The 23,313-nt window shown below is 29.0% G+C and carries 17 protein-coding genes, 1 other RNA gene and 2 pseudogenes; 10 read left to right on the forward strand and 10 right to left on the reverse strand.

Annotated elements, in window-relative coordinates; genetic code table 11:
* The first annotated feature begins 172 nt into the window (after window positions 1–172).
* A complete protein-coding gene (locus L8U37_RS02300) occupies window positions 173–838 on the forward strand; it encodes an MqnA/MqnD/SBP family protein (RefSeq protein ID WP_133319772.1) in 666 nt (221 codons plus the stop codon).
* A 12-nt stretch (window positions 839–850) separates the two neighbouring features.
* On the forward strand, window positions 851–2,218 hold the full coding sequence (gene gdhA / locus L8U37_RS02305; RefSeq protein WP_263728479.1) for an NADP-specific glutamate dehydrogenase: 1,368 nt from the start codon (window positions 851–853) through the stop codon (window positions 2,216–2,218).
* 22 nt (window positions 2,219–2,240) lie between these two features.
* Here gdhA and L8U37_RS02310 read toward each other — a convergent pair.
* The 4 genes and pseudogenes from L8U37_RS02310 to selA all read right to left on the reverse strand — a co-directional run bounded on the left by L8U37_RS02310 (window position 2,241) and on the right by selA (window position 6,652).
* Window positions 2,241–2,769, reverse strand: a pseudogene (locus tag L8U37_RS02310) (hypothetical protein).
* The gene (locus tag L8U37_RS02315) at window positions 2,756–3,469 is read right to left on the reverse strand and encodes a thioredoxin fold domain-containing protein (RefSeq protein ID WP_220566922.1); all 714 of its coding nucleotides are present in this window, start codon (window positions 3,467–3,469) and stop codon (window positions 2,756–2,758) included. Before L8U37_RS02315 ends, L8U37_RS02310 begins: the two are co-directional and overlap by 14 nt.
* A gap of 53 nt (window positions 3,470–3,522) precedes the next feature.
* On the reverse strand, window positions 3,523–5,328 hold the full coding sequence (gene selB, locus L8U37_RS02320; RefSeq protein WP_263662580.1) for a selenocysteine-specific translation elongation factor: 1,806 nt from the start codon (window positions 5,326–5,328) through the stop codon (window positions 3,523–3,525).
* Complete coding sequence (selA, locus tag L8U37_RS02325; protein ID WP_263728480.1) at window positions 5,321–6,652, reverse strand: L-seryl-tRNA(Sec) selenium transferase; 1,332 nt, start codon at window positions 6,650–6,652, stop codon at window positions 5,321–5,323. The genes selB and selA overlap by 8 nt, the downstream gene beginning before the upstream one ends.
* Before the next feature lie 90 nt (window positions 6,653–6,742).
* Between selA and L8U37_RS02330 the strand changes: the two genes are divergently transcribed.
* On the forward strand, window positions 6,743–8,395 hold the full coding sequence (locus tag L8U37_RS02330) for a 4Fe-4S dicluster domain-containing protein (RefSeq protein WP_263728482.1): 1,653 nt from the start codon (window positions 6,743–6,745) through the stop codon (window positions 8,393–8,395).
* An 86-nt stretch (window positions 8,396–8,481) separates the two neighbouring features.
* Here L8U37_RS02330 and L8U37_RS02335 read toward each other — a convergent pair whose 3' ends face one another.
* From L8U37_RS02335 to modA, 3 genes are read right to left on the reverse strand one after another with little or no spacing between them, the layout of a single operon-like run.
* The gene (locus tag L8U37_RS02335) at window positions 8,482–9,336 is read right to left on the reverse strand and encodes a sulfate/molybdate ABC transporter ATP-binding protein (protein ID WP_263728483.1); all 855 of its coding nucleotides are present in this window, start codon (window positions 9,334–9,336) and stop codon (window positions 8,482–8,484) included.
* Complete coding sequence (locus L8U37_RS02340) at window positions 9,330–9,719, reverse strand: hypothetical protein (RefSeq protein WP_263662211.1); 390 nt, start codon at window positions 9,717–9,719, stop codon at window positions 9,330–9,332. Before L8U37_RS02340 ends, L8U37_RS02335 begins: the two co-directional genes overlap by 7 nt.
* The gene (gene modA / locus L8U37_RS02345) at window positions 9,716–10,462 is read right to left on the reverse strand and encodes a molybdate ABC transporter substrate-binding protein (protein WP_263666372.1); all 747 of its coding nucleotides are present in this window, start codon (window positions 10,460–10,462) and stop codon (window positions 9,716–9,718) included. The genes L8U37_RS02340 and modA overlap by 4 nt, the downstream gene beginning before the upstream one ends.
* Window positions 10,463–10,673: 211 nt before the next feature.
* Between modA and L8U37_RS02350 the strand changes: the two genes are divergently transcribed.
* From L8U37_RS02350 to L8U37_RS02360, 3 genes are read left to right on the forward strand one after another with little or no spacing between them, the layout of a single operon-like run.
* Complete coding sequence (locus L8U37_RS02350) at window positions 10,674–11,360, forward strand: VacJ family lipoprotein (RefSeq protein WP_133319762.1); 687 nt, start codon at window positions 10,674–10,676, stop codon at window positions 11,358–11,360.
* Window positions 11,361–11,369: 9 nt separating this feature from the next.
* Window positions 11,370–11,939: an ABC transporter substrate-binding protein gene (locus L8U37_RS02355; protein ID WP_047208573.1), complete on the forward strand. Its 570-nt coding sequence runs from the start codon at window positions 11,370–11,372 to the stop codon at window positions 11,937–11,939.
* On the forward strand, window positions 11,939–14,368 hold the full coding sequence (locus L8U37_RS02360) for an efflux RND transporter permease subunit (RefSeq protein WP_263728485.1): 2,430 nt from the start codon (window positions 11,939–11,941) through the stop codon (window positions 14,366–14,368). The genes L8U37_RS02355 and L8U37_RS02360 overlap by 1 nt, the downstream gene beginning before the upstream one ends.
* A 61-nt stretch (window positions 14,369–14,429) precedes the next feature.
* Here L8U37_RS02360 and rdgB read toward each other — a convergent pair whose 3' ends face one another.
* Window positions 14,430–15,047: an RdgB/HAM1 family non-canonical purine NTP pyrophosphatase gene (gene rdgB / locus L8U37_RS02365; protein WP_263680110.1), complete on the reverse strand. Its 618-nt coding sequence runs from the start codon at window positions 15,045–15,047 to the stop codon at window positions 14,430–14,432.
* Between the two features lie 76 nt (window positions 15,048–15,123).
* Between rdgB and L8U37_RS02370 the strand changes: the two genes are divergently transcribed.
* Window positions 15,124–16,425: an MFS transporter gene (locus L8U37_RS02370; protein WP_263680109.1), complete on the forward strand. Its 1,302-nt coding sequence runs from the start codon at window positions 15,124–15,126 to the stop codon at window positions 16,423–16,425.
* 6 nt (window positions 16,426–16,431) lie between these two features.
* Here L8U37_RS02370 and L8U37_RS02375 read toward each other — a convergent pair whose 3' ends face one another.
* Both L8U37_RS02375 and ruvB read right to left on the reverse strand, forming a co-directional pair.
* Window positions 16,432–17,475, reverse strand: coding sequence for an AI-2E family transporter (locus L8U37_RS02375; protein ID WP_133319757.1), 1,044 nt, complete (start codon window positions 17,473–17,475; stop codon window positions 16,432–16,434).
* Entirely contained in the window at window positions 17,465–18,475 is a 1,011-nt protein-coding gene (ruvB, locus tag L8U37_RS02380) for a Holliday junction branch migration DNA helicase RuvB (RefSeq protein ID WP_220566281.1), read from the reverse strand. Before ruvB ends, L8U37_RS02375 begins: the two co-directional genes overlap by 11 nt.
* 88 nt (window positions 18,476–18,563) lie before the next feature.
* On the opposite strand from ruvB, the gene L8U37_RS02385 reads away from it, so the two are divergent.
* The 3 genes and pseudogenes from L8U37_RS02385 (at window position 18,564) to L8U37_RS02395 (ending at window position 23,312) form a co-directional block, all read left to right on the forward strand.
* On the forward strand, window positions 18,564–18,974 hold the full coding sequence (locus L8U37_RS02385) for a hypothetical protein (RefSeq protein WP_039619086.1): 411 nt from the start codon (window positions 18,564–18,566) through the stop codon (window positions 18,972–18,974).
* Window position 18,975: 1 nt separating this feature from the next.
* Window positions 18,976–19,334, forward strand: a transfer-messenger RNA (tmRNA) gene (ssrA, locus tag L8U37_RS02390).
* A gap of 226 nt (window positions 19,335–19,560) precedes the next feature.
* A pseudogene (locus tag L8U37_RS02395) lies at window positions 19,561–23,312 on the forward strand (Eco57I restriction-modification methylase domain-containing protein).
* The last annotated feature ends 1 nt before the right edge of the window (window position 23,313 follow it).

Below are 23,313 nucleotides of genomic sequence, written 5' to 3' on the forward strand. Positions count from 1 at the left end.
ATGAGTTATAAAAACATATTTTTTAAAAATCATTTAAAAAATATGTTTTAAATGTTACTTTTTTTCTTTTTAAATTATATAAATTTGATATTACTAGTGTTTTTAATAAAATTAATTTATATTTAAGATATTTTTTAATAGGATATTTTTACTTAATCATAGAAAGGTCGAGATGATTTTTGGTAAGATAGATTATCTTAATTTACTCCCTTTGCATATCTATCTTAAAAAATCAGCTTTTCCTAGCTATGTTAAGCAAACTACAGAATACAAAAAAGGGGTTCCTAGTAAGCTAAATCGCCATTTGTATTTTAGACGCATTGATGCAGCGATTATCTCAAGTGTTGAAAGTCGTAGAAAAAAATACAAAACCTTAAATGTGGGGATTTGCGCAAGCAAAAAGGTAAAAAGCGTTTTAGTGAAAAAACAATCTGAAAGCAAAGAAGATGCAAGCTCTGCAACTTCTAATGCTCTTGCAAAAGTTTTAAAGCAAAAAGGGGAGGTTATCATCGGTGATAAGGCTTTAAAACTTTATTTGCAAAATCCAAAAGATTATATTGATTTATGCGAATTATGGTATGAAAAGACAAAACTACCTTTTGTTTTTGCTCGATTTTCTTGTATTAAAAATTTTTCTATTTATAAAAAAATGATGAAAAATTTCACAAAAAGTAAAATTTTCATTCCGCAATATATTTTGCTAGATTATTCTAAGTCAAGAAATCTTTCTCAAAAAGAAATTAGTGCATATTTAAAGCTAATTTACTACAAAATAGGAACAAAGGAGCAAAAGGCGCTAAAAAAATTTTTAGCTAATGCAAACAGCAAGATACTATAAAAAGGACAATTTATGAGTATAGCTAAACAATATATCAATGAAACCTTAGAAAAAATTCAAGCAACTTCCCCAAGACAACCTATCTTTTTTCAAGCAGCAACTGAAGTGTTAAATTCTTTAGAACCTTTACTTGAATCTAACAAAACTTATCAAGATCATGCTATATTAGAGCGTATTGTTATGCCTGAAAAAACGACTATATTTAGAGTTGTATATATCAATGATGCGGGTAAAGCTCAAACGCATTTTGGTTATAGAGTGCAGTTTAATTCTAGTTTAGGACCTTATAAAGGTGGGATCAGATTTCATCCTAGTGTAGATTTAGATGTTTTGAAATTTTTAGGTTTTGAACAAATTTTCAAAAACTCTCTAACAGGTTTAATGATAGGGGGAGCTAAAGGTGGAGCAAATTTTGACCCTAAAGGCAAAAGCGAAGCAGAAATTATGCGTTTTTGTCAAGCTTTTATGGCCGAGCTTTCAAAAATCATAGGTGCAAGCACTGATGTGCCAGCAGGTGATATAGGGGTTGGCGCTAGAGAAATTGGATATATGTTTGGAGCTTATAAGAAAATTAGCTCTAATTTTGATGGAACTTTAACGGGAAAGAAAATTCCATGGGGTGGAAGTTTAGTAAGAACAGAAGCAACAGGGTATGGTTGTGTGTATTTTACTCAAGAAATGCTAGCAAAATACAACAATGCATTAGAAGGAAAAGAGTGTGCAGTTTCAGGTAGCGGAAATGTGGCAATTTATACCATAGAAAAATTACATCAACTTGGTGCAAAAGCAATCACAATAAGCGATAGCGATGGATTTGTTTATGATAAAGATGGGGTAGATTTGGATTTATTAAAAGAAATTAAGGAAGTAAAAAGAGCTAGAGTGAGTGATTATGCAATGCTTAAAAAAGGTGCTATTTTTACTCCAAAAAGTGCGTATAAACAAGGTTGTAATGGAGTATGGAGTATACCTTGTGATATAGCTTTTCCAAGTGCTACGCAAAATGAATTAAATTTAGAAGATATTAAAACCTTATATCACAATGGTTGTCGTATGGTAGCAGAGGGAGCTAATATGCCAAGCACACTTGAAGCGATCGATTTTATGTTAAATCAAAAAGACTTTTTATTTGCGCCAGCTAAGGCTGCTAATGCAGGTGGTGTAGCGACTTCTCAACTTGAAATGCAACAAAATGCAAGTATGTGTCAATGGAGCTTTGAGGAAGTTGATGCAAAATTACATAAGATTATGAAAAATATTTTTGAAAATTCATACGAGTGTGCAAAAGCTTATAATCATGAAGGAAATTTAGTAGTAGGTTCAAACATAGCAGGCTTTAAAAAAGTAGCTGATGCGATGATTGATCATGGTTATATTTAAAAAGATGGCTTAAATGCCATCTTTAGTGTATATAAAAAAAGCTTGTTATTTGATTGGCGATTTTTTCTTCTAAAGACTCTTTGGCTCTGTCTATATTGCCAAGATAAGCAGTTCTTGCTAAAAGCGAGGTGCTTTGAGTAGAGTTTTTGGAGCTAATTTGTAAATTAACTTGCAAAAGATAGTAATTTTCTACTTCCATTTCAAAAACATCATCTATTTTATCAAAGTCATTATAAAAAAATCTCGCATTAGAAGCGCGTAATCTTTGTGCGTAAGAAAATTTCTTAAAATCTACTATATTGATATAAATTTTTATAATCACTTTGAACATTATTTAAAACTAAGCCTAAATTTTGTAATTTTTGAGCGAGCTTGGCTTCTAAATTTGTGTTTAATTTTGAAGGATTATTGATGTGTAAAGAAAAACTTTGATTTTTATTAGCATGCAGGAAAATACCTTCATTATTTGTTTGGATAAAAGTTTGCATAGAGCCTGTGCAAGCACTTAAAAATAGTGCAAACACAAGCAAGAAAAAATTATTTTTGAGCATCGATTATAGTTGGCACAGCACGAAGACCAAGTTTAGAGTATTTTGCGAAAGTTTCTCTTACTGCTTTAACCTCAGCTTCACTAGGTTTTTTATAATCTTTTAAATTTTTATCATAATATTTTTTCATGATAGCGATTTTTTGTGCATCATCTTTAGCATTTTTACTTTCTTTGTAAATTAATGCAGATTTTTCAAAAGCACTAGTATCATGGATAGGGGTTAAGATAAATTTCACTTGATGGGTTTTTAGTGTTTCTTCTATTTTATCTAAATGCATTCTACAATATGGACATTCAGGATCGCTAAAAACATAAAGTAAAGGTTTGTTTTTATCGCCTAAAGAAATAAACATTTTTTCTTTTTTAAGTTCAACTAGAGCTTTTTTTGAAAATTCAGCTTGTTGTTTTTCCATGAGTTTTGCTTGATAAACTTGAGAGTAAAATTCACCTTTTTTTACATCAATTACTTCAGTTGTGATGATATTATCTTGAGTGAAAACGATTTCTTGGAAATTTTTACCACTAATTTCAAAATTAACTATCACAGCTTCAAAGTTAGTGTCAGGAATTTTTTCTCTACTAGAAACACTAATGTTTGCATTTGATAAATTTGGATTTTTCTTAAAAAAATTAATAATTTCTTCATTGCTTGCAGCAAATAAAGAGCTAGCAAGGGTTAAGAGAGCTAAAGATTTTTTCATCATTTTCCTTTGTTTTAAAATTTTTGCACATTATAAAATGTAATCTTTAACACTTAGATTTTTAATATTCTTTTTTCCTCTATTTTTTTAACTTGAGGGTAGTTTTTATCAAGATATTCTAAATAAGCTATGGCATATTTTCTCGAAATTTTAAAATGATTTTTAACAAAAGCTACATCTAAATGATGATTTTGTAAAAGTTTTAAAAACTCTTGCATGAGATTTTCAAGAGTATTTTTTTCTATAAAAAGATTATGTGCTAATCTTTTGACTTTGTTTTCTTTGGTGAGTTTTTTTAAGATAAGATCTCCATTTTTCCTATCAAGCTCTAAATATTCATAAAGATTGTAAGGTGCGGTAGGTTTTATACCTTCTTTTTTTAAAATTTCATAAAGCTCACAATGAGCCTTTTCTTGTAATTTTTCAAAATCTTGTCCTTTTAAAAACCATATGCCATCTTTAAAATCTAATTTTTCTTGCATTTGCTTGAGTGTATAAGCGCAAAAGCTCTCACTTGCCCAGCTAAGCCTTAAGGCGATAGAATGAGGCGAGATTAAAGCATAAGGATTTTTAGAGAAAATAAAATCAATAAATTCTTTCAAAGTTTGCATAGCATTTAGATCATATACATTTAAAGCTTGCTCATCGACAAAAACATGATTTAAGCTTTTTGCTAGGTTTAGGGCTTGCTCATGAGTGAGTTTAAAGCGTTGATAGCTTGAAAGTAATCCAAAGCCAAGTTTGTGAGTTTGTTTTAAAAACTCAAATACCTTTTTTAAATCTTTTTGTTCTAAAAGTGCTAAATACTTAGCTTTTATATCTTTTTTTAAAGGCTCACTTACCGCATTAAGAACCACACCACCGCTTTTAATACGCCCATTTTCAAGCAAGATGAATTTATCATCAAAACACAAAGGTAAGCTTTTATCAAATTCTAAGTTAATATAAGTTTTATCTTCAAATTCTTTGATTACACTAATTTTTGTATTAAGCTTTTTTGAGCCGCTGCAAAATTCTAAAATACTTCCGTGTTTAATCTCTGCATTAAAAACAACCCCATCGATACTTTTAAAGCTTTTAAAAACACCTTTTTTACTTAATATATAGCCTTTTTTTAACTCATGATAATCACAATTTAAACTCAAAGCAACTCTATTATAAGCTTTTGCTTCTAAAACATTTTCTTCATGAATTTGTATGTTTTTTACAATGATATCTTTTTGATTTTCAAGGCAAAATATTTTTTCATTTTTGCTTATTTTTCCTTCATTTAAACTCCCTGTTACTACCGTTCCTATACCTTTTAGAGAAAAAACCCTATCAATGTAGTATCTAAAAATCAAATTTTCATCATTTTCTTTAGGCTTTAAACTAAGTAGATAGTTTTTTAAATTTAATATACTTTGCTCATCATAAATGCTAGTTGGAAAAACTTTTAAGATATTGATTTTAAAGGCTTTTAATTCTTTTAAAAGCTCTGCTTGCTTTTGTACTAAATCCTTGCATAAATCAACCTTACTCAAAATAAGCACTACATCTTTTACGCCTAAAAATTCCAAAACCCTTAAATGCTCTATACTTTGAGCCTTTAAACCCTCGTTTATATCTATGACAAACATACACACTCTAAAGCCAAAAGCACCACTTATCATAGTTTTAATTAAACTTTCATGCCCAGGCACATCGATAAAAGCAATATTTAAATTTTCACTTTTTAAATTTGAAAAGCTAAGATTAATCGTAATGCCTTTTTCTTGCTCTTCTTTTAAATCATCGCCTTCAAAACCATTTAAAGCTTTAATAAGCGAAGTTTTACCATGGTCAATATGCCCAGCAGTGCCTATGATGATACTATGCATGAAATACCTCTTTAATAATGCTTATTATTTTGTTTAAATCTTTTTCTAAAATACTTCTAAAATCTAGCACAAAATGCCCATTTTCAACACGGCCGATTACGCCTTTTTTTCTAAATTTTTCTTGTAAAAGCAAAGCTTTCTCATCAAAACTTAACACAAAAGTATCTAAGCTTTTATCAGGCATAGAGCCACCACCTACTAAACTTTTAGAAGCTTTTAACTCACATTTTATAGGAATTTTTTCTTTGACAAAGAGTGCTTTTTTTTCTATGGTTTTTAAATCATCATTTAAAAGTTTTAGTGTGGGGATTTTTTCATATTCTTTTTCTAAGTAAGCTTTGGCAGTTTCATTTAAAAAAGCTAGAGTGATTTTATCAACCCTTAGCATTCTTAGAAGTTGATTTTTCTTTAATTGTTGAATGTATTTTTTCTTTCCAAGTATAATGCCTGCTTGAGTAGAACCAAAAAGTTTATCACCGCTAAAACTTAAAATATCACAATGTTTTAAAAGCTCTTTCACACTCGGCTCGTTTTTACTAAGTTGTTTATTAATCTTTTCACACCAGCCAGCACCCAAATCATAATAAGATATGAGCTTTTTCTTTTTTGTCAAAGTGTGAATTTCGCTTAAGCTTACTTCTTCAAAAAATCCTTTAAAAGCAAAATTAGAGCGATGAGTTTTTAAAATCATCTTAGTATTTTCATTGATAGCTTTTTCATAATCATACAGATGAGTTTTATTAGTCGTACCTATTTCTTTTAGTTTAACCCCAGCTGCTAGCATAACTTCAGGAATTCTAAAATTTCCCCCAATCTCAACTAACTCACTTCTTGAAGTAATAACTTCTTCATTTTTTGCTAAGGTGTTTAAGATTAAAAATACAGCTGAAGCATTATTATTAACAACCAAACAATCTTCACAATTAAATAATATTTTTAAATTTGCACTAAGTGCGTCATACCTTGAACCTCTTTTGCCACTTTGCATGTTAAACTCTAAATTAGAATAAGAGCAAATGATTTCTTTAGTTCTTTCAAAAATACTCTCATCAATAATACTACGACCAAGATTAGTATGAATGATAACTCCAGTAGCATTGATCAAACTTTGACTTTGCATGTTTAAAAATTCATCAATACTTTGAGCAATTTTACTTAGCAAATCTTGCAAGCTAAAATTTAAATTTTCATTTTTATTTAGTTCTTTTTTACAATTTGAAACAACTATTTTTGCAAAATGAGATCTTAAATACAAAGGGTAGCTAGCCAAGTTTTCATCGTTTATGAGTGTGTTTATGGGTGGAAAATTTCTAAATTTGTTCATCTTAAACCTTAAGAATAAATTAGTAAAATTATAACTTTTTTATAATGAAATTTATATAATTAAGATTAAAAAAATTTAAAAGAGAGTGTTATGAAAGATTTTGTATTTTTAGAAAATGAAGATTTAATTCCTTTAAGTGATGATATTAGCATAGTTCAAAAAGCCTGTAATGAAGAAGTTTTTATAGGAAATTCAAAGCTTTTAAATCCTGAAGTTTATGCACCTGAGATTAATTTTTACCTTAAAAACTCACAAGATGATGTGCTTAAAAAAGCCAAAACTATTGAGTCCTTATATAAGATTAGATCTAAAGTTTATGATTTAGGGCTTGATTTAGAATACACCAAAGAAGTGGGTAAAAATGTAATTATTGTAAGCAATGAGGATCAAAATGAGCTTATTGAAAGCTTAAAAAAACAAGAATACAAGGTTTTAAAACTAAGTAATGAGCAATGTTTGGGTGTTTTAGGTTGCGTGGGCGAGCTTTGTGTGATAGCTTTAAAAGATAATGAGCAAGTAGAGATTGATTGTGATTTTTTCTTATATGATGTAAAAAAAGAAAGTTTTGATCAACAAAGTGGTTGCTATGATTTAACCACCTTAAGTCAAGAAGAACTTATAAAACTTTTAAATTCTAATTCTCCAAAATATAAATTTAGAAATTATACTAGTTATGATGATAGTATTTGTCAATACCATGAAAGAAGAAGTATTCATTGTGGAAAATGTGCTGAAATTTGTCCTAGTGTGGCTATTTTAAAAGATGATGAGCAAAGAAAATTAGAATTTTCTCATGTGGATTGTTTAAGTTGTGGTGATTGTGTAGGAATTTGTCCTAGTGGAGCGCTTGATTATGCACCTATGCCACGCAATAGCTTTTATGAAATTTTAAAATTTTATGAAGATAAAATCATTTTAATAATCCCTGAGAAAATGTCTATAGAAAATTTAAATATCACTTTAAAAGAAGATGTAATGCCTTTTATGATTAAAGGCGAAAACTATCTTGATCAAGCACATTTTTTAGCTATGCTTCAAACAAGTGGTGCGAGTGTGATTTTTTATAGTGATGGCTTATCGCAAGGTGCTTTAGAAGTGATAGCTTTGATGAATGAAATTTTTCAAAGAAAATTTAAACAAAATGCAATTTTTCTAGCTAAAGATGAAAAAGAACTTTTAGAAGCTATAAATCAAGCACATTTTATAGAAAATCTCAAATTTATTTCTTATAATCCTGCGCTTTTAAAAAGAGAAGATTTTGCTATAAGATTAAGAGAGCTTATAAAGGAAGAAAATTTAGGCAATATCCCAAGTAAAGAATGGATACGCTATGGAAAAATCACTATCAATACAGACACCTGTACCTTATGTCTGTCTTGTGTGGGAGCTTGTAATGTAGGAGCTTTAGTGGCTGATACTAAAGATAATTCTTTGAAATTTAACGCAAGTTTATGTACTACCTGTGGGTATTGTGAGGCAAGTTGTGCTGAAAAAGATACTTTAATGCTTCAAAGAAGTGGGATAGATTTGGAAAAAGAGTATTTTTCTTTTATGGTTTTAGCTCAAGATGAACTTTTTGCTTGTGTAGAGTGTGGGAAAGAATTTGCTACTAAAAAGGCTATTGAGAAAATCGCTAGCATTATGAAACCAAGATTTATGGGCGATGAAGCTAAGATAAAAACACTATATTGCTGTGCTGAATGTAAAGCAAAAGTAATGATACAAAGTATGAATGTGCTTTAAGCCAAAAGGCTTAAGCACTAAGTTTTAGCTTGTATTAAAAATTTTATATAATTTTTTAATATACAAGTTAATTTAAATTATAGTTTTTATGCTTTGCTTAAATTTAGCGCAAAAGCTTTTTGGCTCAAAAGCACTTCATCGTTTTCTTTAAAATCTTTAGCTTCTAAAGGGCTTAGTGCTACTTGGCTGATTTGATTACCTATGGCAAGTATGGCTATAAATATGCTATCTTGCTTTTGTAGTTTTAAAATGCGTGCTTTTATGGCAAATTTTTGCGAGCCTTGTGTCTTTAAAAAAACTTCATTAGGCGAGCCTTCTTTGATGATGGCTCCATTTTCTAAAATGATGACTTTATTAGCTAGTTTATAAACTTCACTTACATCATGGCTGATTAAAATAGTAGTGATTTTATAAGTTTTATGTATATTTAAAAGATAATCATGCAAGTGCAGTTTTATCTCATTATCTAAGGCACTAAATGGCTCATCTAAAAGTAAAAGTTTGGGTTTTTGCATAATGGCTCTTGCTAAAGCTACGCGTTGTTTTTGTCCCCCACTTAGTTCTAAAATATGACTTTTTTTGTGTTTGCTTAAATCTAAAAGTTTTAAAAGTTCATTAGCAAATTTTAGATCTTTTTTAGCAAAAAGTAAGTTTTGCTCTACATTCATATTTTCAAATAAAGCATAATCTTGAAAAACAAAACCAAGTTTTCTTTTTTGTGGGCTTAGAAAGTTTTTATCATCAAAAAATATCGTATTATTAAAAGTGCAAATTCCTTGTGCTTTTTCAAAACCTGCTAAAATTCTCAAAAGCGTAGTTTTACCACTACCACTTTTTCCAAAAATAGCACAAAATTCTCCTTCTTTAACTTCAAATTTAACCTTAAGTTTAAATTCTTTTTCTTTATTTTTAAAGATTTTTTCAAAGTCAAGTTTTAGCATAAATACTCTTTGATAAATAAAGCACTAGGATGTACATAAGCAAATACAAAATCATTTTTTTGATAATTTTGCTCTAAAAACTCATGGGTGCTAATTTGAGCTTCGAAAGTGCAAATTTCATTTTCTAATCTTACGATAGTGATGATTTGTCCTTGAAAAATATCAATGATTTTTGCATAAAAGGTATTTAAAAATGAATTTTCTAAATTTTTTTTACTAAGCAAGCACTCGCTACTTTTAAAAGCTAGTAAAACTTCTTGATCAATGCTTGCTTTTTCATCAAGTTCTAAAGCAAGCATAAATAATTTATGTTTATTTATAAGAAATTCTACCCAGTTTATATTTTCATGATTTTTTATAATATTTATTTTAGCTTTAATCATGGGATATTATAGCCATAAGCTTTGAAAATTTCCTTAGCCTTTTTGCTTAAAATAAAATCATAAAATTTCTTAGCTTTGGCATTATCTTTACCATAAGAAGTGATGATAATACCTTGATTGATTGGTTCATAAAGCTTTGGATTGATTAAAATATAATTTTTTCCTTCTTGGAGTTTATAAGATTTTAGCGTATCTTCATATAAAGCACTTGCTGCTATAAAACCCACATCGGCTGCTTTTAATGTTTGAGTAAGTGCTTCTCCTATGGATTTTGCCTCGATGATTTTAGTTTTTGTTTGCTCATAAATTTTAGCATTTTGTAAAGTTTCTATACTAGCTTGACCATAGGGAGCAGCTTTGGGATTAGCTATGGTGATGATTTTTACCTTTTCTTCTTTAAGCGTGTCTAATCCTTTGCTTAAATCCATTCTAACACTTAGTAAAGCTAAAGCTCCTTGAGCATAAATAACAGGTTTTGTACTAGCAAAATTATCTTCATACAAACTTTGTGCAAATTTCATATTTGCAGCCATAAATATATCAAATGGCGCTCCATTTTTGATTTGCGAAACTAAATTTCCACTAGCACCTAAGCTTACATTGATACTAATATCAGGGTTTTCTTTTTGAAATTCTTTTTGTAAGGCTTTAAAAGCGTAAGCTACATTTGCAGCTGCAGCGATATTTACATCAGCACTATAGCCAAAAATACACAAAAAAAGTAGGGTAAAAATTTTTTTCATTTTTTATCCTTTTAATAGTAAATTTTAAAAAAATTATAGCTTATTTTTAAAAGCAAAAATAAATTTATATTTTTTGCATATTTTCTAAGACTTATTTCATAAGCAAATAAAAATTACTAATTTTTTTTAAAGAATATTTTTAATGTAAAAATTTATTTTAATTTTTGTATAATATAAGATTTCAATTTATGAAATTTTAAAAGGAAAAAGCTTGTTAAAATACATACTAACTTTGTGTTTATTTTTTAACACTTTGATTTTAGCAAATGACTTTGAAGATTTTGAACAAGAATATCAAAAAAAAGAAGTCAAAGATAGCTTTTATACTTACAATAAAGCTATGAGTAAATTTAATTATGATCTTTATACTTATTTTTTAAGACCGGTTGTGCTTTCTTATAAAAGCATTACTCCAAGCTTTATAAGAACAGGTGTAAAAAATGCTTTTGATACCACAAGATCACCTTTTAGATTTATTAATCATCTTTTAAGTTTAGAATTTAGAAAAGCTGGTGAGGAATTTGGAAGATTTTGTGTGAATGTGATTTTTGGATTTGGTTTGTTAGATAGTGCGAGTAAAACTCCTTTAAAAAGTTATGAAGCTGATTTTGGAACGACTTTGGGTAAATGGGGGGTAGGTAGTGGACCACACTTAGTGCTTCCACTTTTAGGTCCTTATAATGTAAGAGATGCTTTAGCTTTGCCTGTAAATTGGTTTATGGTGCCTGAGGGATATATTGAGAATTTTTGGGTTGGTGTGGGTGTAAATGCTGCATTAAAACTTAATGAATTAAGTTTTGAGTATGAAAAAATAGATGATATTTACCAAAATAGTGTAGATTATTACATTTTTATACGCGATGCATATGAACAAAGACGCCAAGAACTCATCAAATAAGGAGATAAAATGAAAAAAATCATAGTTTTGCTTTTTAGCGTAGTATTTGCTTTTGCTTTAAATTTGCAAGATATTTCTAAAACCATGCAAGAAAAAATTGATGAGAGCTTAAAAATTCTAGATCAAAATAAAAACGATAAAGCTAAAGCAGCGGAAAAAATCTTTGCTTTATTTGATGGTGTTTTTGATTATGAACTTATGGCTAAACTTAGTCTTTCTACAAGATATGAAAAATTAAGTGAAAATGAAAAAAATGAATTTAACAAAGCTTTTGAAAAAAACCTTAAAAAAAGTTTCACAGATAAGCTTGCTTTGTATGATTCTCAAAAATTAAAAGTGATTAATTTAGAAGAAAAAAATAAAAGAGCCTTTTTAAAAACTTCTATGATAGTAGATGGTAAAGAAAATTTTGTAATCTTTAAATTTTATGATAAAAATAATGATTGGCAAATTTATGATGTGGATATTTTTGGTATAAGTATTATACAAACTTATCGCTCACAATTTAAAGATGTCTTGCAAAATGGCGATTTTAAAACCTTGCTTGAAAAGCTTTCTAGTGTTGATTTTTCTAAATAATGCTAAGTAAAATTTTAAAAATCTTTCTTAATTTCCCAAAGCTAACTTTGGGGATTACTTTAATCTTTTGTATATTTTTTAGTTTTTTTGCTAAAAATTTAAGTGTTGATGCAAGTGCTGAAAGCTTGCTTTTAGAGCATGATGAGGGTTTGAAACTATATAGAGAAGTTTCAGCGCGTTATGGCAATGATAATTTTTTAATGCTTGCTTTTGCTCCTAAAAATAAAGATATTTTTGCTAAAGAAAATTTAGAAACTATAAAAAACTTAACTCTTGATTTAGAAAAAATCAATGGTGTACAAAAGGTATTTTCTATCACTAATGCGCCTTTACTTGCAAGTTCTAAAGGTAAAGAGTTAAAAGAGCTTATCCAAAATATACCTAATATTTTTAGTCAAGATGTGGATATTAATCTAGCTAAAAAAGAAATTTTAAATCAACCCTTTTATAAAAATAATATCATCTCAAAAGATGGAAAAACAACGGGAATTTTGATTTATCTAGCACCTGATCTTGTTTATAATGACTTGATTAATTCAAGGGATAATGCGCAAAATGAAAATGAAAAAGAGCATTTTAGAGCCTTGATTAAAAAGCACCAAGAAAGCTCAAGGGAATTTAGTGCAAAAAGATTAGAAGAAATTACTAAAATAGTATCTAAATATAGTCAAAATGGAGACTTTTTACACCTTGGTGGTGTTGAAATGATCGCTAATGATATGATTAATTATGTAAAAAGTGATTTAAAAATTTATGGACTTAGTTTAATAGGGCTTTTATTTATAGCACTTTGGTGGTTTTTTGGCTCTTTGCGTTTAGTGTTTTTGGCTTTGGGAATTTGTGTGGTTTCACTTTTTACTTCAAGCGGGATTTTCGCGCTTTTGGGCTTTGATATTACTGTGGTGTCTTCAAACTATGTAGCTTTGGTACTCATTATCACTGTCTCTGTTGTGATACACTTAATCGTGCATTTTATAGAAAATTTACACAAACACCCAAAAGCTAGCGTTTATAAGCTTTTGCTCTCAACCTTACTTGATAAAGCAAGTCCTAGTTTTTTTGCTATTTTAACCACGGTTGTTGGGTTTTTAAGTTTTGTTTTTTCAGATATTGAGCCTATTATTAAACTTGGTATTATGATGAGCCTTGGCATCAGTGTGAGTTTGATTTTAGCTTATATTTATTTTGCAAGTATTTTAGTATTAATGCCGCGTTTAAATTTTAAAGAGCTTAATCAAAATTCGTTGAAATTTTTAAGTTTTTGTGCAAATGTAAGTTTAAAACATAGAAAATTTATCTATAGTATAAGTTTATTTTGTGTAGCTTTTGCTTTGTATGGAATTTTGCAAATTAAAGTAGAAAATAGTTTTGTGAGTTATTTTAAAGATAGTTCTAGGATTAAACAAGGTTTGTTGATTATAGATAAAGAGCTAGGTGGAACTATGCCTTTAGATGTGATTGTCAAATTTAAGCAAAATCCAAAACAAAATGAAAGCTTAGATGAGTTTGAACAAGAATTTGATGATTTAGCCAAAGATGATAGGTATTTTTTTAGTAGTGAAAAAACAAGAATAGCTGCTAAGGTTCATGAGTTTTTAAGTAAGCAAAAATATGTAGGCTCTGTGCTTAGCTTGCAAAGTTTGCTAGAGCTTGGAAAAAGCATTAATGATGGTAAGACTTTAGATGATTTTGCTCTAGCGTTTTTGTATGAAAATTTAGATGAGAATTTTAAAAAGCAAGTTTTAACCCCTTTTGTTAGTGTAGAAAATAATGAGTTGCGATTTAGCGTGCGTATGCTAGATAGTGATCCAAATTTAAGACGCGATGCTTTTTTAAAACAGCTTGAAAAAGACTTAAATGAGCTTTTGCAAAATGATAATGTAGAGGTTAAAATCAGTGGTATTATGCCTTTGTACAATAATATGCTTCAAAGTCTTTTTTCATCACAATTTGACACTTTAGCCTTTGTGGTGCTTGTGATTTTTGCTTTGTTTGTGGTGATTTTTAGAAGTTTTGTTTATGCTTTTGTGGCAATTTTGGCCAATCTCATACCTTTAGCTTTGGTGTTTGGCTTAATGGGTGTTTTAAATATACCACTTGATATTATGAGTATTACCATAGCTGCTATTTGTATAGGAATAGGGGTTGATGATATGATTCATTATATTCATCGTTTTAAAGAAGAATTAAAACATAAAAGCTTAGAAGAGGCCATAAAAGCTTCGCATATAGGTATAGGAAGTGCGATTTATTATACTAGTGTTACGATTATTCTAGGTTTTTTAGTGATGATTAGCAGTAATTTTATCCCGACGATTTATTTTGGTTTGCTTACGGTTTTAGCTATGAGCTTGCTTTTGTTTGGCTCGCTTTTTTTATTGCCAAGTTTTATTTTAACTTATCATTATTTTAAAGCAAAATTAAAATAAAGTAAAATCCAAATCACATAAACACCAAAAGCAATAAGCATATATTTTATAAATTGTTTCATCAATACTCCATTTTTTCTAATACCCTTAAGATATAAGTAGCAAACATTAGCGCTTGTGAGCGGTGTGAAATTTTTAATTTTACTTGCTCATCTAATTCACCTAAAGTTTTATCAAAACCTTTTGGGATAAATAAAGGATCATATCCAAAGCCATTATTACCCCTTGGAGTATCAATAGCAAGGCCATGCATATATCCATGCGTGCTAAAATGTCCATATTTTGAGCTTATGGCTATGGCTGCAGTGTAAAAAGCTTTGCTTTGATGTAAGTTTTTTTTATGCAGGGCTTGGATGAGTTTGTTTCTATTGGCCTCATCAGTGCCTTCTTGAGAGTATCTTGCAGAAAAAATCCCTGGTGCATTGTCTAAAGCCTCTACGCTTATACCACTGTCATCACTTAAGGTGATAAATTCATTTTGTTTTTTGTCTAAAGCATTAAAAATAGCTTTAGATTTTATCAAAGCATTTTCTTTAAAACTTGTGCCATCTTCGATGATTTCAAAAGGAGTGATGATTTCATTTAAGGCATAAATTTCATAAGAAGTTAAAAATTTTTTGATTTCTTCTACTTTGTGTGCGTTAGAAGTTGCTAGAATGATTTTTAATTTTTTCTTCATAAATTACTCTTTTTATTTTGACTTTAAAAAAAGTTTATCAAAATCATAGTAAAATTATCCTTTATAAGGAGAAAAGATGTTAAAAACCGTTTTACCTTTGTCTTTTATTGTAGGAACTAGATTTTTTGGATTATTTATAGTTTTGCCGGTTTTAAGTTTATATGCTTTAAATTTAAAAGGAGCCAATGAGTTTTTAGTAGGGCTTTTAGTAGGTGTGTATGCTCTAACTCAAATGGCATTGCAAGTTCCTTTTGGTATTATTTCAGATAAAATAGGGCGTAAAAAAACTATGCTAATAGGACTTGTGGTGTTTATCATAGGTTCTTTGGTATGTTCATATGCTGATGATATTTATACGATGATGTTTGGAAGGCTTTTACAAGGTGCAGGAGCCATAGGAGCAGTAGCTACTGCTATGATAAGTGATTTTATCAATGAAGAAAATCGCGGTAAGGCTATGGCTATCATGGGTTCATTTATAGGACTTTCTTTTGCAGCTTCTTTAGTGCTTTCTCCTTTAATGAGTGCTAAATTTGGACTTTCAAGTTTGTTTGATTTAAGTGCTATTTTGAGTTTAATTTGTATCGTGCTTTTATTTAGCGTTGTGCCAAAAGAGCATACAATAGTACATGAAAATACTAAAACCCCATTAAAAAAACTTTTAAAAGAAAAAAACTTAGCTTTGATGAATCTTACTAATTGTATGCAAAAAATGCTTATGAGTATTGCGTTTTTAAGTATTCCTTTGGTTTTAGTACATGAGTTTAATTACCCGAGTGAGAATTTATGGCATGTTTATGTTAGCTCTATGGTGCTTGGGTTTTTAGCTATGGGTTTATCAGGATCTTTGGGAGAAAAAAGAGGCTTAAGTAAAGAGATATTGCTTTTAGGTGTGGCGTTTTTTATCATTGCTTATATTATATTTGCTTTTTCGCATAATGCTTTAGTGTTTATGGTGGGTGTTGTAGTGTTTTTTATAGGATTTAATTTACATGAGCCTATTATGCAAAGCTGTGCAAGTAAATTTGCTAAGGTAAATGAAAAAGGCGCAGCTTTGGGTGTGTTTAATGCTTTTGGCTATTTTGGAAGCTTTTTAGGTGGTGTCGTTGGAGGGTATTTTTTACACCATTTTAGTTTAGTTGCTCTTGCTTTTATTTTGATAGCTTTGTCTATAATTTGGTTTGTATTGCTTTTGTTTTTACAAAGTCCGGCAGATTTTAAAAATGTCTATTTATCTTTAGAAACAAAACATGATTTAAATATGATTAAAGGCATAAATGGAGTTTTAGATGTGTATAAAAACTCTAAATTTTTAGTGATTAAATACAACAAAAAACTTACAAGCGAAGAAGAAATTTTAGCGATTATTGAAAAATAATCGCTTTTATACAAAATGCTTTTCTTTTAAAATCACATATAATTTTAAAGTAGAAATAAAGAAAGTTAAAATAGCAGGTCCAAGGATAATACCCCAAAAGCCAAAACTTGAAATTCCTGCTATCATCGCAAAGAAAATTAAAAGTTCGTTAATTTGTGTTGGAATTTGAACAAGTTTTTCATTGATCCATTTAATGATATAGGGTTTTACTAAAGTATCTGCGATAAAAGATATCATTACCACGCTATAAATGAAAATCACTAAAGCACCGCTTAGATTGTTATTTGCAAATTCATATAAAGAGACAGGCACATAAACTAAAGCTCCACCTACCACAGGGATTAAAGAGCTAAAGCAAAATAATATTCCCATTAAAATCGCATCATAACCATAAAATTTAGTAATGATAGCAAAAAGCACCCCTTGTAAAATGGCATTTAGCACCATAGAATAAAACACCACAGACATTACATTACTCACTTCACTTAAAATGCCTTGAGTTTCTTCTTTTTTCATAGGCACTATGCTTTTTATATAGCCAATGAGTTGGGCTCCATAAAGATTAGCAAAGAAATAAAATACGCAAATTAATACCATGTCAGTTAGAAATTTAGTGCCAAATTTAGTTGCGCTTGAAAGATAGGTTAAAACATTTTTAGAGATAGAATTTAAGTCAATACTTGCTAATGCTTCTTTGATTTTGGGTTCTATAAAGCTTAAAGATTCGGGTAGGTGTAGGGAATAATTTTTAAAATATTCTATGGTATTGTGAAAATAGCTTATATCAAAACCTTTTGCAGCCTTTGCTAGCTCTATAATAGCATATACAAAAGGGATAAAAAATAAAGCCAGCATAAAAGCAGTAGTAGCTGCTGCAGCAACGACTTTTTTACCTTTGAAAATACTTAAAAATTTAACATTAACATTAGAAGTAGAAACAGCCATTAAACTTGCTATGGCTATATTCATCAAAAAAGGTTTAAATAAAAAAAGTACCCAAAATAAAATGATCAAAATAAAACTAATCAAGAAAAAATTACTACTTTTCATCAAATAAACCTTTGTTATATTTTAATTTTAAAACATCAAAGCTTTTTAAGCTTGCAATGCGACCTTTGGCTGTTCTTTCTATATAGCCATTTGCTAGTAAATATGGCTCTATCACATCTTCTATGGTATTTTCATCCTCACTTAATGCTGCAGCTATACTAGAAAGTCCTATAGGTTTTCTTTTAGCTTCAGTTAAAAGCTCTAAATACCGCAAATCCATCGCGTCAAAACCAAGCTCATTTACCCCTAAAGAATCAAGTGCTTGTTTAGCTCTTTTTTCGCTAATGATTTCTTCATCATTTACATCAGCAAAGTCTCTTACACGCTTAAGCAATCTTAATGCTATTCTTGGGGTTGAGCGACTGCGTTTGGCTATTTCTAAAGAAGCTTTTTTTTCACAAGTTTTATTAAGCTTTAGAGCTGCTTTTTCTAAAATGATAGCAAGCTCTTCATTTTTATAAAATTCCAAGCGAAATTGCATACCAAAGCGATCGCGTAAAGGATTACTTAGCATACCTGCTCTTGTAGTAGCACCTATTAAAGTAAATTTGGGCAAATCGATTTTTATCGTTTGTGCAGCAGGGCCACTACCGATGATAATATCAAGACGAAAATCCTCCATAGCAGGGTAAAGTACTTCTTCTATGGCGGGACTTAAGCGATGAATTTCATCGATAAATAAAATATCTCCCTCGCTAAGATTAGTTAAAATCGCAGCTAAGTCCCCGCTTTTTTCTATCATGGGTGCAGCGGTAGTTTTGATATTTGCATTCATTTCATATGAGATAATGTTTGCTAAAGTTGTCTTACCAAGTCCTGCAGGCCCGCTAAAAAGGATATGATCTAGACATTCATTTCTTTTTTTAGCAGCTTTGATAAAAATTTCTAAATTTTTTTTAATGTTTTCTTGTCCTATGTAGCCATCAAAATTTGAAGGTCTAAGGCTTGTTTCATAAGTTTCATCAGGGGAGAATTTTTCAATCTCTACGATTCTATCCATATTTTTTCCATTTTATTTTGCTAAGAAATTTTAATTTTATCTAAAATTTGCTAAAATAAACATTTAAACTTAGATTATAGAAGTTTTTATGGGAATTTTAGAGCAATTAGAGTTAGATTACGAGCTTGAAGAAATCGAGCGTTTTTTGTATTTTTTTAGAAGTCTTTGCGATGTTTTAGAGCCTTTGATAGTAAAGCTAAGCAGCGATAGCTCAAAATACAAAGAAGCTTTAAAAGACTTAGAGCAAAATATCCACAATGTAGTTTGGGCTGCTAAAAGATTAAATTTAGATGAGATTGCAAATTTTTGTACATTTTGTGAGGAAATTATGCAAGAAGCAGCTAAATTTGATGGGCCTGCTAGCGATGAATTTGTGGATTGGATGTTTTTAGTGGGTGAGCAGCTTGATAGATATTGCAGTGATTATGAAAAAAATGCTTCTTTTTTAAGTGTATTTAACCCTCAAATTGCAAATGTTCCTGATAAAATTTCTAAATAACGGGGACGACTTGGCTTCGACAGGAGTAGAGTGGCCTTGGTGGCATGTCGCTTTGAGCAAAGCGTATAAAGCTCAAATTAAAATTAAACGCAAACAACGTTAAATTTGCTCCTGCTTACGCTAAAGCTGCGTAAGTTCAGTTGAGCCTGAATTTTAAGTGATACTATCTAGCTTAGGATTTGGTCATTTTCGATAGTGTAGATTGAAATTTGACAAGTTTTGATTGAAGTTAAAGTCTTAGTCTAGCTTGAAATTTTGGAAGGTGAGTTTGGCTAGATGAAATTTTCACCTTTGCTAAGCATGTAGATGCCGTGGTTGTTTTATTTTTGGACAGGGGTTCAATTCCCCTCGTCTCCACCAAATTTAATCTTTCATATATCAATTTATTAGAATTTAGTATTTTAATAATTTAATTTCATCAAAGGTTTCTTATTATTGATAGGACTTCAAGGAAGGCTTCTTTTTAGATAGATGGTAAGGTTTTTATTAATTCTAAATTTAAATTCATTATAAAGCTTGATAGTATTTCTTAGCATTTTAAAAAGTTCTTTTTTATTATCATTTTAAAAAATACTAAGGCTGTTCTATGAATTTTTATGAAGAAATTAAAAAATATCTTGATAATAATCTTTTTACCAACTATGCTCTAGAGGTGGATTTTCCAAATATTTATAATTTTACTAAAAATGAAAACACATATAAAACAACCTTAGATAATATAATCTGTCTATACAACGCCACTCAAAGAAATTTTCAAAATTATAATGAACATCAATTTGAAGATGAATTTATATCAAAAGTGTTAGACATTTTAGGGTGGAAATTTATAAGACAAGATGAAAAGATCATACAAGGTAAATTAGAAAAGCCCGATTTTTTGCTTTTTAGTGATGAAAATATAAAAGTAAATTATGAAAATTTAGACAAAGAAACAAAAAAATCAAGTAATGAATTTACTATCATCATGGAATCAAAAGCCTATGATGTGCAAATAGATAATAAAAAAGTAAAAGAAAATCCCCATTTTCAAATTTTAAGATATCTTAGTAATCTTAAGAAAAATTATGGCTTTTTAACTAATGGTAGATTTTGACGTTTTTATGATAACTCTACACTTAGTGCAAACAAGGTATTTTATGAGATAAATTTAGAACAAATCATAAAAGATAAAAACTACCAAGCTTTTGCGTATTTTTATAGTATTTTTGCTTCAACAAGTTATACAGAAGAAAAACACATAGAAAAATCTTTACAAGTTAATAAAGAATCAAAAATAAAAATAGAAGATGATCTAAAATCTATTATCTATGGAACTAATGGCAATGAATCTTTATTTGAATTTATAGGTTCTAGGATTTATAACAAAACTAAAGCTGATTTAAAGCTAATCTATGAAAATTCTTTATATTTTGTATTTAGGCTTTTATTTATTGCTTATTTTGAAGATAAATTTGAAAATATCTTAAAAAAGCATAAATACTTCAAAAGCAAAATTAGCATAAAAACTTTATTGTAAAATTTAAGCGATGATGAAAGCTCAAGTGCTGGCTTTGGTGATTTAGAAATGATATTTCAAATTTATAATAAAGGCAAAGGCAATTTTGACATGCCTGTTTTTAATGGCGGGTTGTTTGATGAGAGCAAAACCACTCTTTTAAGCACACCAAAGATTTTCAGTGATAAAGACTTGAAGAAAATTTTAGAAAAATTATTATACTACAAAGATAAAAATTTAACTTTTAAAAGAGACTATAAAACCTTAAGCATAGAGCATTTAGGCACGATTTATGAAGGCTTACTTTCTTACTTTTTTGAAGTAGCAAATGAAGATATTTACTATGTAAGCTATAAAGAAAAATCAAAAGAAATAGAGTGTTATTTTGATAATTATGACTTTAAAATTTTAGAAAAATCAAAAAAATTAGAAAAATATACCTTTTATGAAAAAGGACAAATTTATCTAAAAAATACCAGCAACTCAAGAAAAGCAAGTGCAAGCTTTTATACACCTCAATCTATTGCTAATTTTTTAATCCAAAGTGCTTTAAAAGACAAACTAAACAATGAAAACATTTTGAAATTTAAAATTCTAGACAATGCTTGCGGTAGTGGGCATTTTTTAGTTGGAGTTTTAAATGCTATCACGCATATTGTTTTATCAGATTTTGAACATTTTACAAATTTAAAGCAACTCCACGAACAAGAAAAAGAAAATATCGCAAATCATATAAAAGATTTCACGCAAGATTATGAGTTAGATGAAAGTGATGTTTTAAAACGACTTTTGCTAAAACGCATTATTTATGGAGTGGATTTAAATCCATTTAGTATAGAGCTTACTAAGCTTAGTCTTTGGATAGATAGTTTTATCTTTGGAACCCCACTTTCTTTTATAGAACATCACATAAAATGTGGCAATGCTTTGCTAGGCTCAAGTATAAGTGATTTTGAAAATTTAATAAAGCAAAATAAAGAAAATATTTTCACAAATTCCATTACTCAAGAATTTGAAATTTTACAAGAAGTATTTGAAAAGCTTGATAATCTACAAGATACCAACGAAGAACAAATCAAACAATCCAAACAAATCTATCAAAATGAAATCATACCAAAACTTGATAAGTTAAATTTATATCTAAACTATATCAACTCACTTCATTTTGCTAACAAAGAAGAATTACAAATTCTAAAAGCCCTAAGTCAAGATGATATACAAAATTTAAGCCAAAATAAACAAGCAAAAGCTATCATTAGCAAATATCAAAAAGAATTTAACTTCTTTAATTATGAGTTAGAATTTCCTGAAATCATAGAAAATCAAGTCTTTAAAGGCTTTGATATTATCATAGGTAATCCACCTTGGGATAAAACTAAATTTAGTGATGATGATTTCTTTCCACAATATAAAAGCGATTATAGAAGCTTAATTGCTAGCAAGAAAAAAGAAATTCAAGACAATTTGCTAGCAAAAGATTATATAAAGCAAAATTACGAAAAACAAAAAGCATATATAAATGATTTAAACGAGTATTATAAAAAAGCTTATCCGCTAAATAAAGGTAGTGGAGATGGAAATTTATTTCGTCTTTTTGTAGAAAAAATCTTTCTCTTTTAAAACAAGATGGAAATTTAGCTTATGTGCTTCCTAGTGCTTTGATGTTTGAAGATGGAAGTTTGACTTTAAGAAAAGAAATTTTAGAAAATAAAACTTTAGAATATTTTTATAGTTTTGAAAACAACAAAGCTATCTTTATAGATGTTCATAGAAGCTATAAATTTGCTCTTATGCTTATAAAAAACACGCAAGCAAATAATGCCCATAAAATCAAAACGATGTTTTATAAAACAGATATAAACTCATTAAAAAACAAAGATGAAATTTTAACTCTAAATTTAGAAGATATCAAAAAGTTAAGCCCAACTCACCTAGCCTTAATGGAGCTAAAAGACAAGCAAGCTTTAGAAATTCTAAGAAAATCTTATAATGCTTTTCAAACCTTGTCTTTTGATTATATAGATTTTATAAGAGAGCTTGATATGACAAATGATAAAGATTTGTTTATAGAAGAGTTTAGGGAAGGACTTTTGCCCTTATATGAAGGTAAAATGATACATCAATTTAATGCAAATTTTAGCCAAGCTACTTATTTTTTAGAAAAGGCTAAATTTGATGAGCGTTTAAAAAGCAAAGAACTTTTAAGAGCTAAAAAGGCCACCAGCAAAGAACTAAAGCCTGAATTGATAAAGTATGATAGAGAATTTTTTAGATTTGCTTATAGGGCTGTTGCAAGAGATACTGATGAGAGAACTTTGATAGCTTCTTTATTACCAAAAAATTGTGGTTTTGGACATAGTATGTTTGCAAATGTACCAAAACTATATATTTTAAAAGATGATGAAATTTGTATAGATGTAGTGTCTTATGAAAGAATTTTGCTTGTTTTGGCTTTGTTAAATTCTTTAGTGGTTGATTTTATCATAAGAAATATGGTGCAAATCAATGTAAGCAAAACCTATTTAGAAAGAATTCCTCTGCCTCAACCAAGTGATAAAGAAATTCAAAACAATGAAATCTATAAAACCCTAGCTAAAAATGCCTTGCTTTTACAGCTTTATAATGATAAAAATCATCATTTTGATGAGCTAAAACAAGAATTTAACATAAAAGATGATGAAATTCCAAAAACTAAAAAAGCTTATGATATTTTAAGAGCAAAAAATGACTTATTAGTTAAAGAACTTTATAGTTTAAGTGATGATGAATTTTCTTACATGATAAGCACTTTTAAAGTCTTAAACGAAAAACAAAGTGAATATATAGCATTATTAAGGAATTAAG

The sequence above is a fragment of the Campylobacter sp. RKI_CA19_01122 genome (assembly GCF_025771325.1).
Classification (GTDB): domain Bacteria; phylum Campylobacterota; class Campylobacteria; order Campylobacterales; family Campylobacteraceae; genus Campylobacter_D; species Campylobacter_D lari_D.

Coding starts and splice junctions, on each gene's coding strand:
- L8U37_RS02300 (WP_133319772.1), top strand. CDS start 173: ATGATTTTTGGTAAGATAGATTATCTTAATTTACTCCCTTTGCATATC.
- gdhA (WP_263728479.1), top strand. CDS start 851: ATGAGTATAGCTAAACAATATATCAATGAAACCTTAGAAAAAATTCAA.
- L8U37_RS02315 (WP_220566922.1), bottom strand. CDS start 3,469: ATGAAAAAATCTTTAGCTCTCTTAACCCTTGCTAGCTCTTTATTTGCT.
- selB (WP_263662580.1), bottom strand. CDS start 5,328: ATGCATAGTATCATCATAGGCACTGCTGGGCATATTGACCATGGTAAA.
- selA (WP_263728480.1), bottom strand. CDS start 6,652: ATGAACAAATTTAGAAATTTTCCACCCATAAACACACTCATAAACGAT.
- L8U37_RS02330 (WP_263728482.1), top strand. CDS start 6,743: ATGAAAGATTTTGTATTTTTAGAAAATGAAGATTTAATTCCTTTAAGT.
- L8U37_RS02335 (WP_263728483.1), bottom strand. CDS start 9,336: ATGCTAAAACTTGACTTTGAAAAAATCTTTAAAAATAAAGAAAAAGAA.
- L8U37_RS02340 (WP_263662211.1), bottom strand. CDS start 9,719: ATGATTAAAGCTAAAATAAATATTATAAAAAATCATGAAAATATAAAC.
- modA (WP_263666372.1), bottom strand. CDS start 10,462: ATGAAAAAAATTTTTACCCTACTTTTTTTGTGTATTTTTGGCTATAGT.
- L8U37_RS02355 (WP_047208573.1), top strand. CDS start 11,370: ATGAAAAAAATCATAGTTTTGCTTTTTAGCGTAGTATTTGCTTTTGCT.
- L8U37_RS02360 (WP_263728485.1), top strand. CDS start 11,939: ATGCTAAGTAAAATTTTAAAAATCTTTCTTAATTTCCCAAAGCTAACT.
- rdgB (WP_263680110.1), bottom strand. CDS start 15,047: ATGAAGAAAAAATTAAAAATCATTCTAGCAACTTCTAACGCACACAAA.
- L8U37_RS02370 (WP_263680109.1), top strand. CDS start 15,124: ATGTTAAAAACCGTTTTACCTTTGTCTTTTATTGTAGGAACTAGATTT.
- L8U37_RS02375 (WP_133319757.1), bottom strand. CDS start 17,475: ATGAAAAGTAGTAATTTTTTCTTGATTAGTTTTATTTTGATCATTTTA.
- ruvB (WP_220566281.1), bottom strand. CDS start 18,475: ATGGATAGAATCGTAGAGATTGAAAAATTCTCCCCTGATGAAACTTAT.
- L8U37_RS02385 (WP_039619086.1), top strand. CDS start 18,564: ATGGGAATTTTAGAGCAATTAGAGTTAGATTACGAGCTTGAAGAAATC.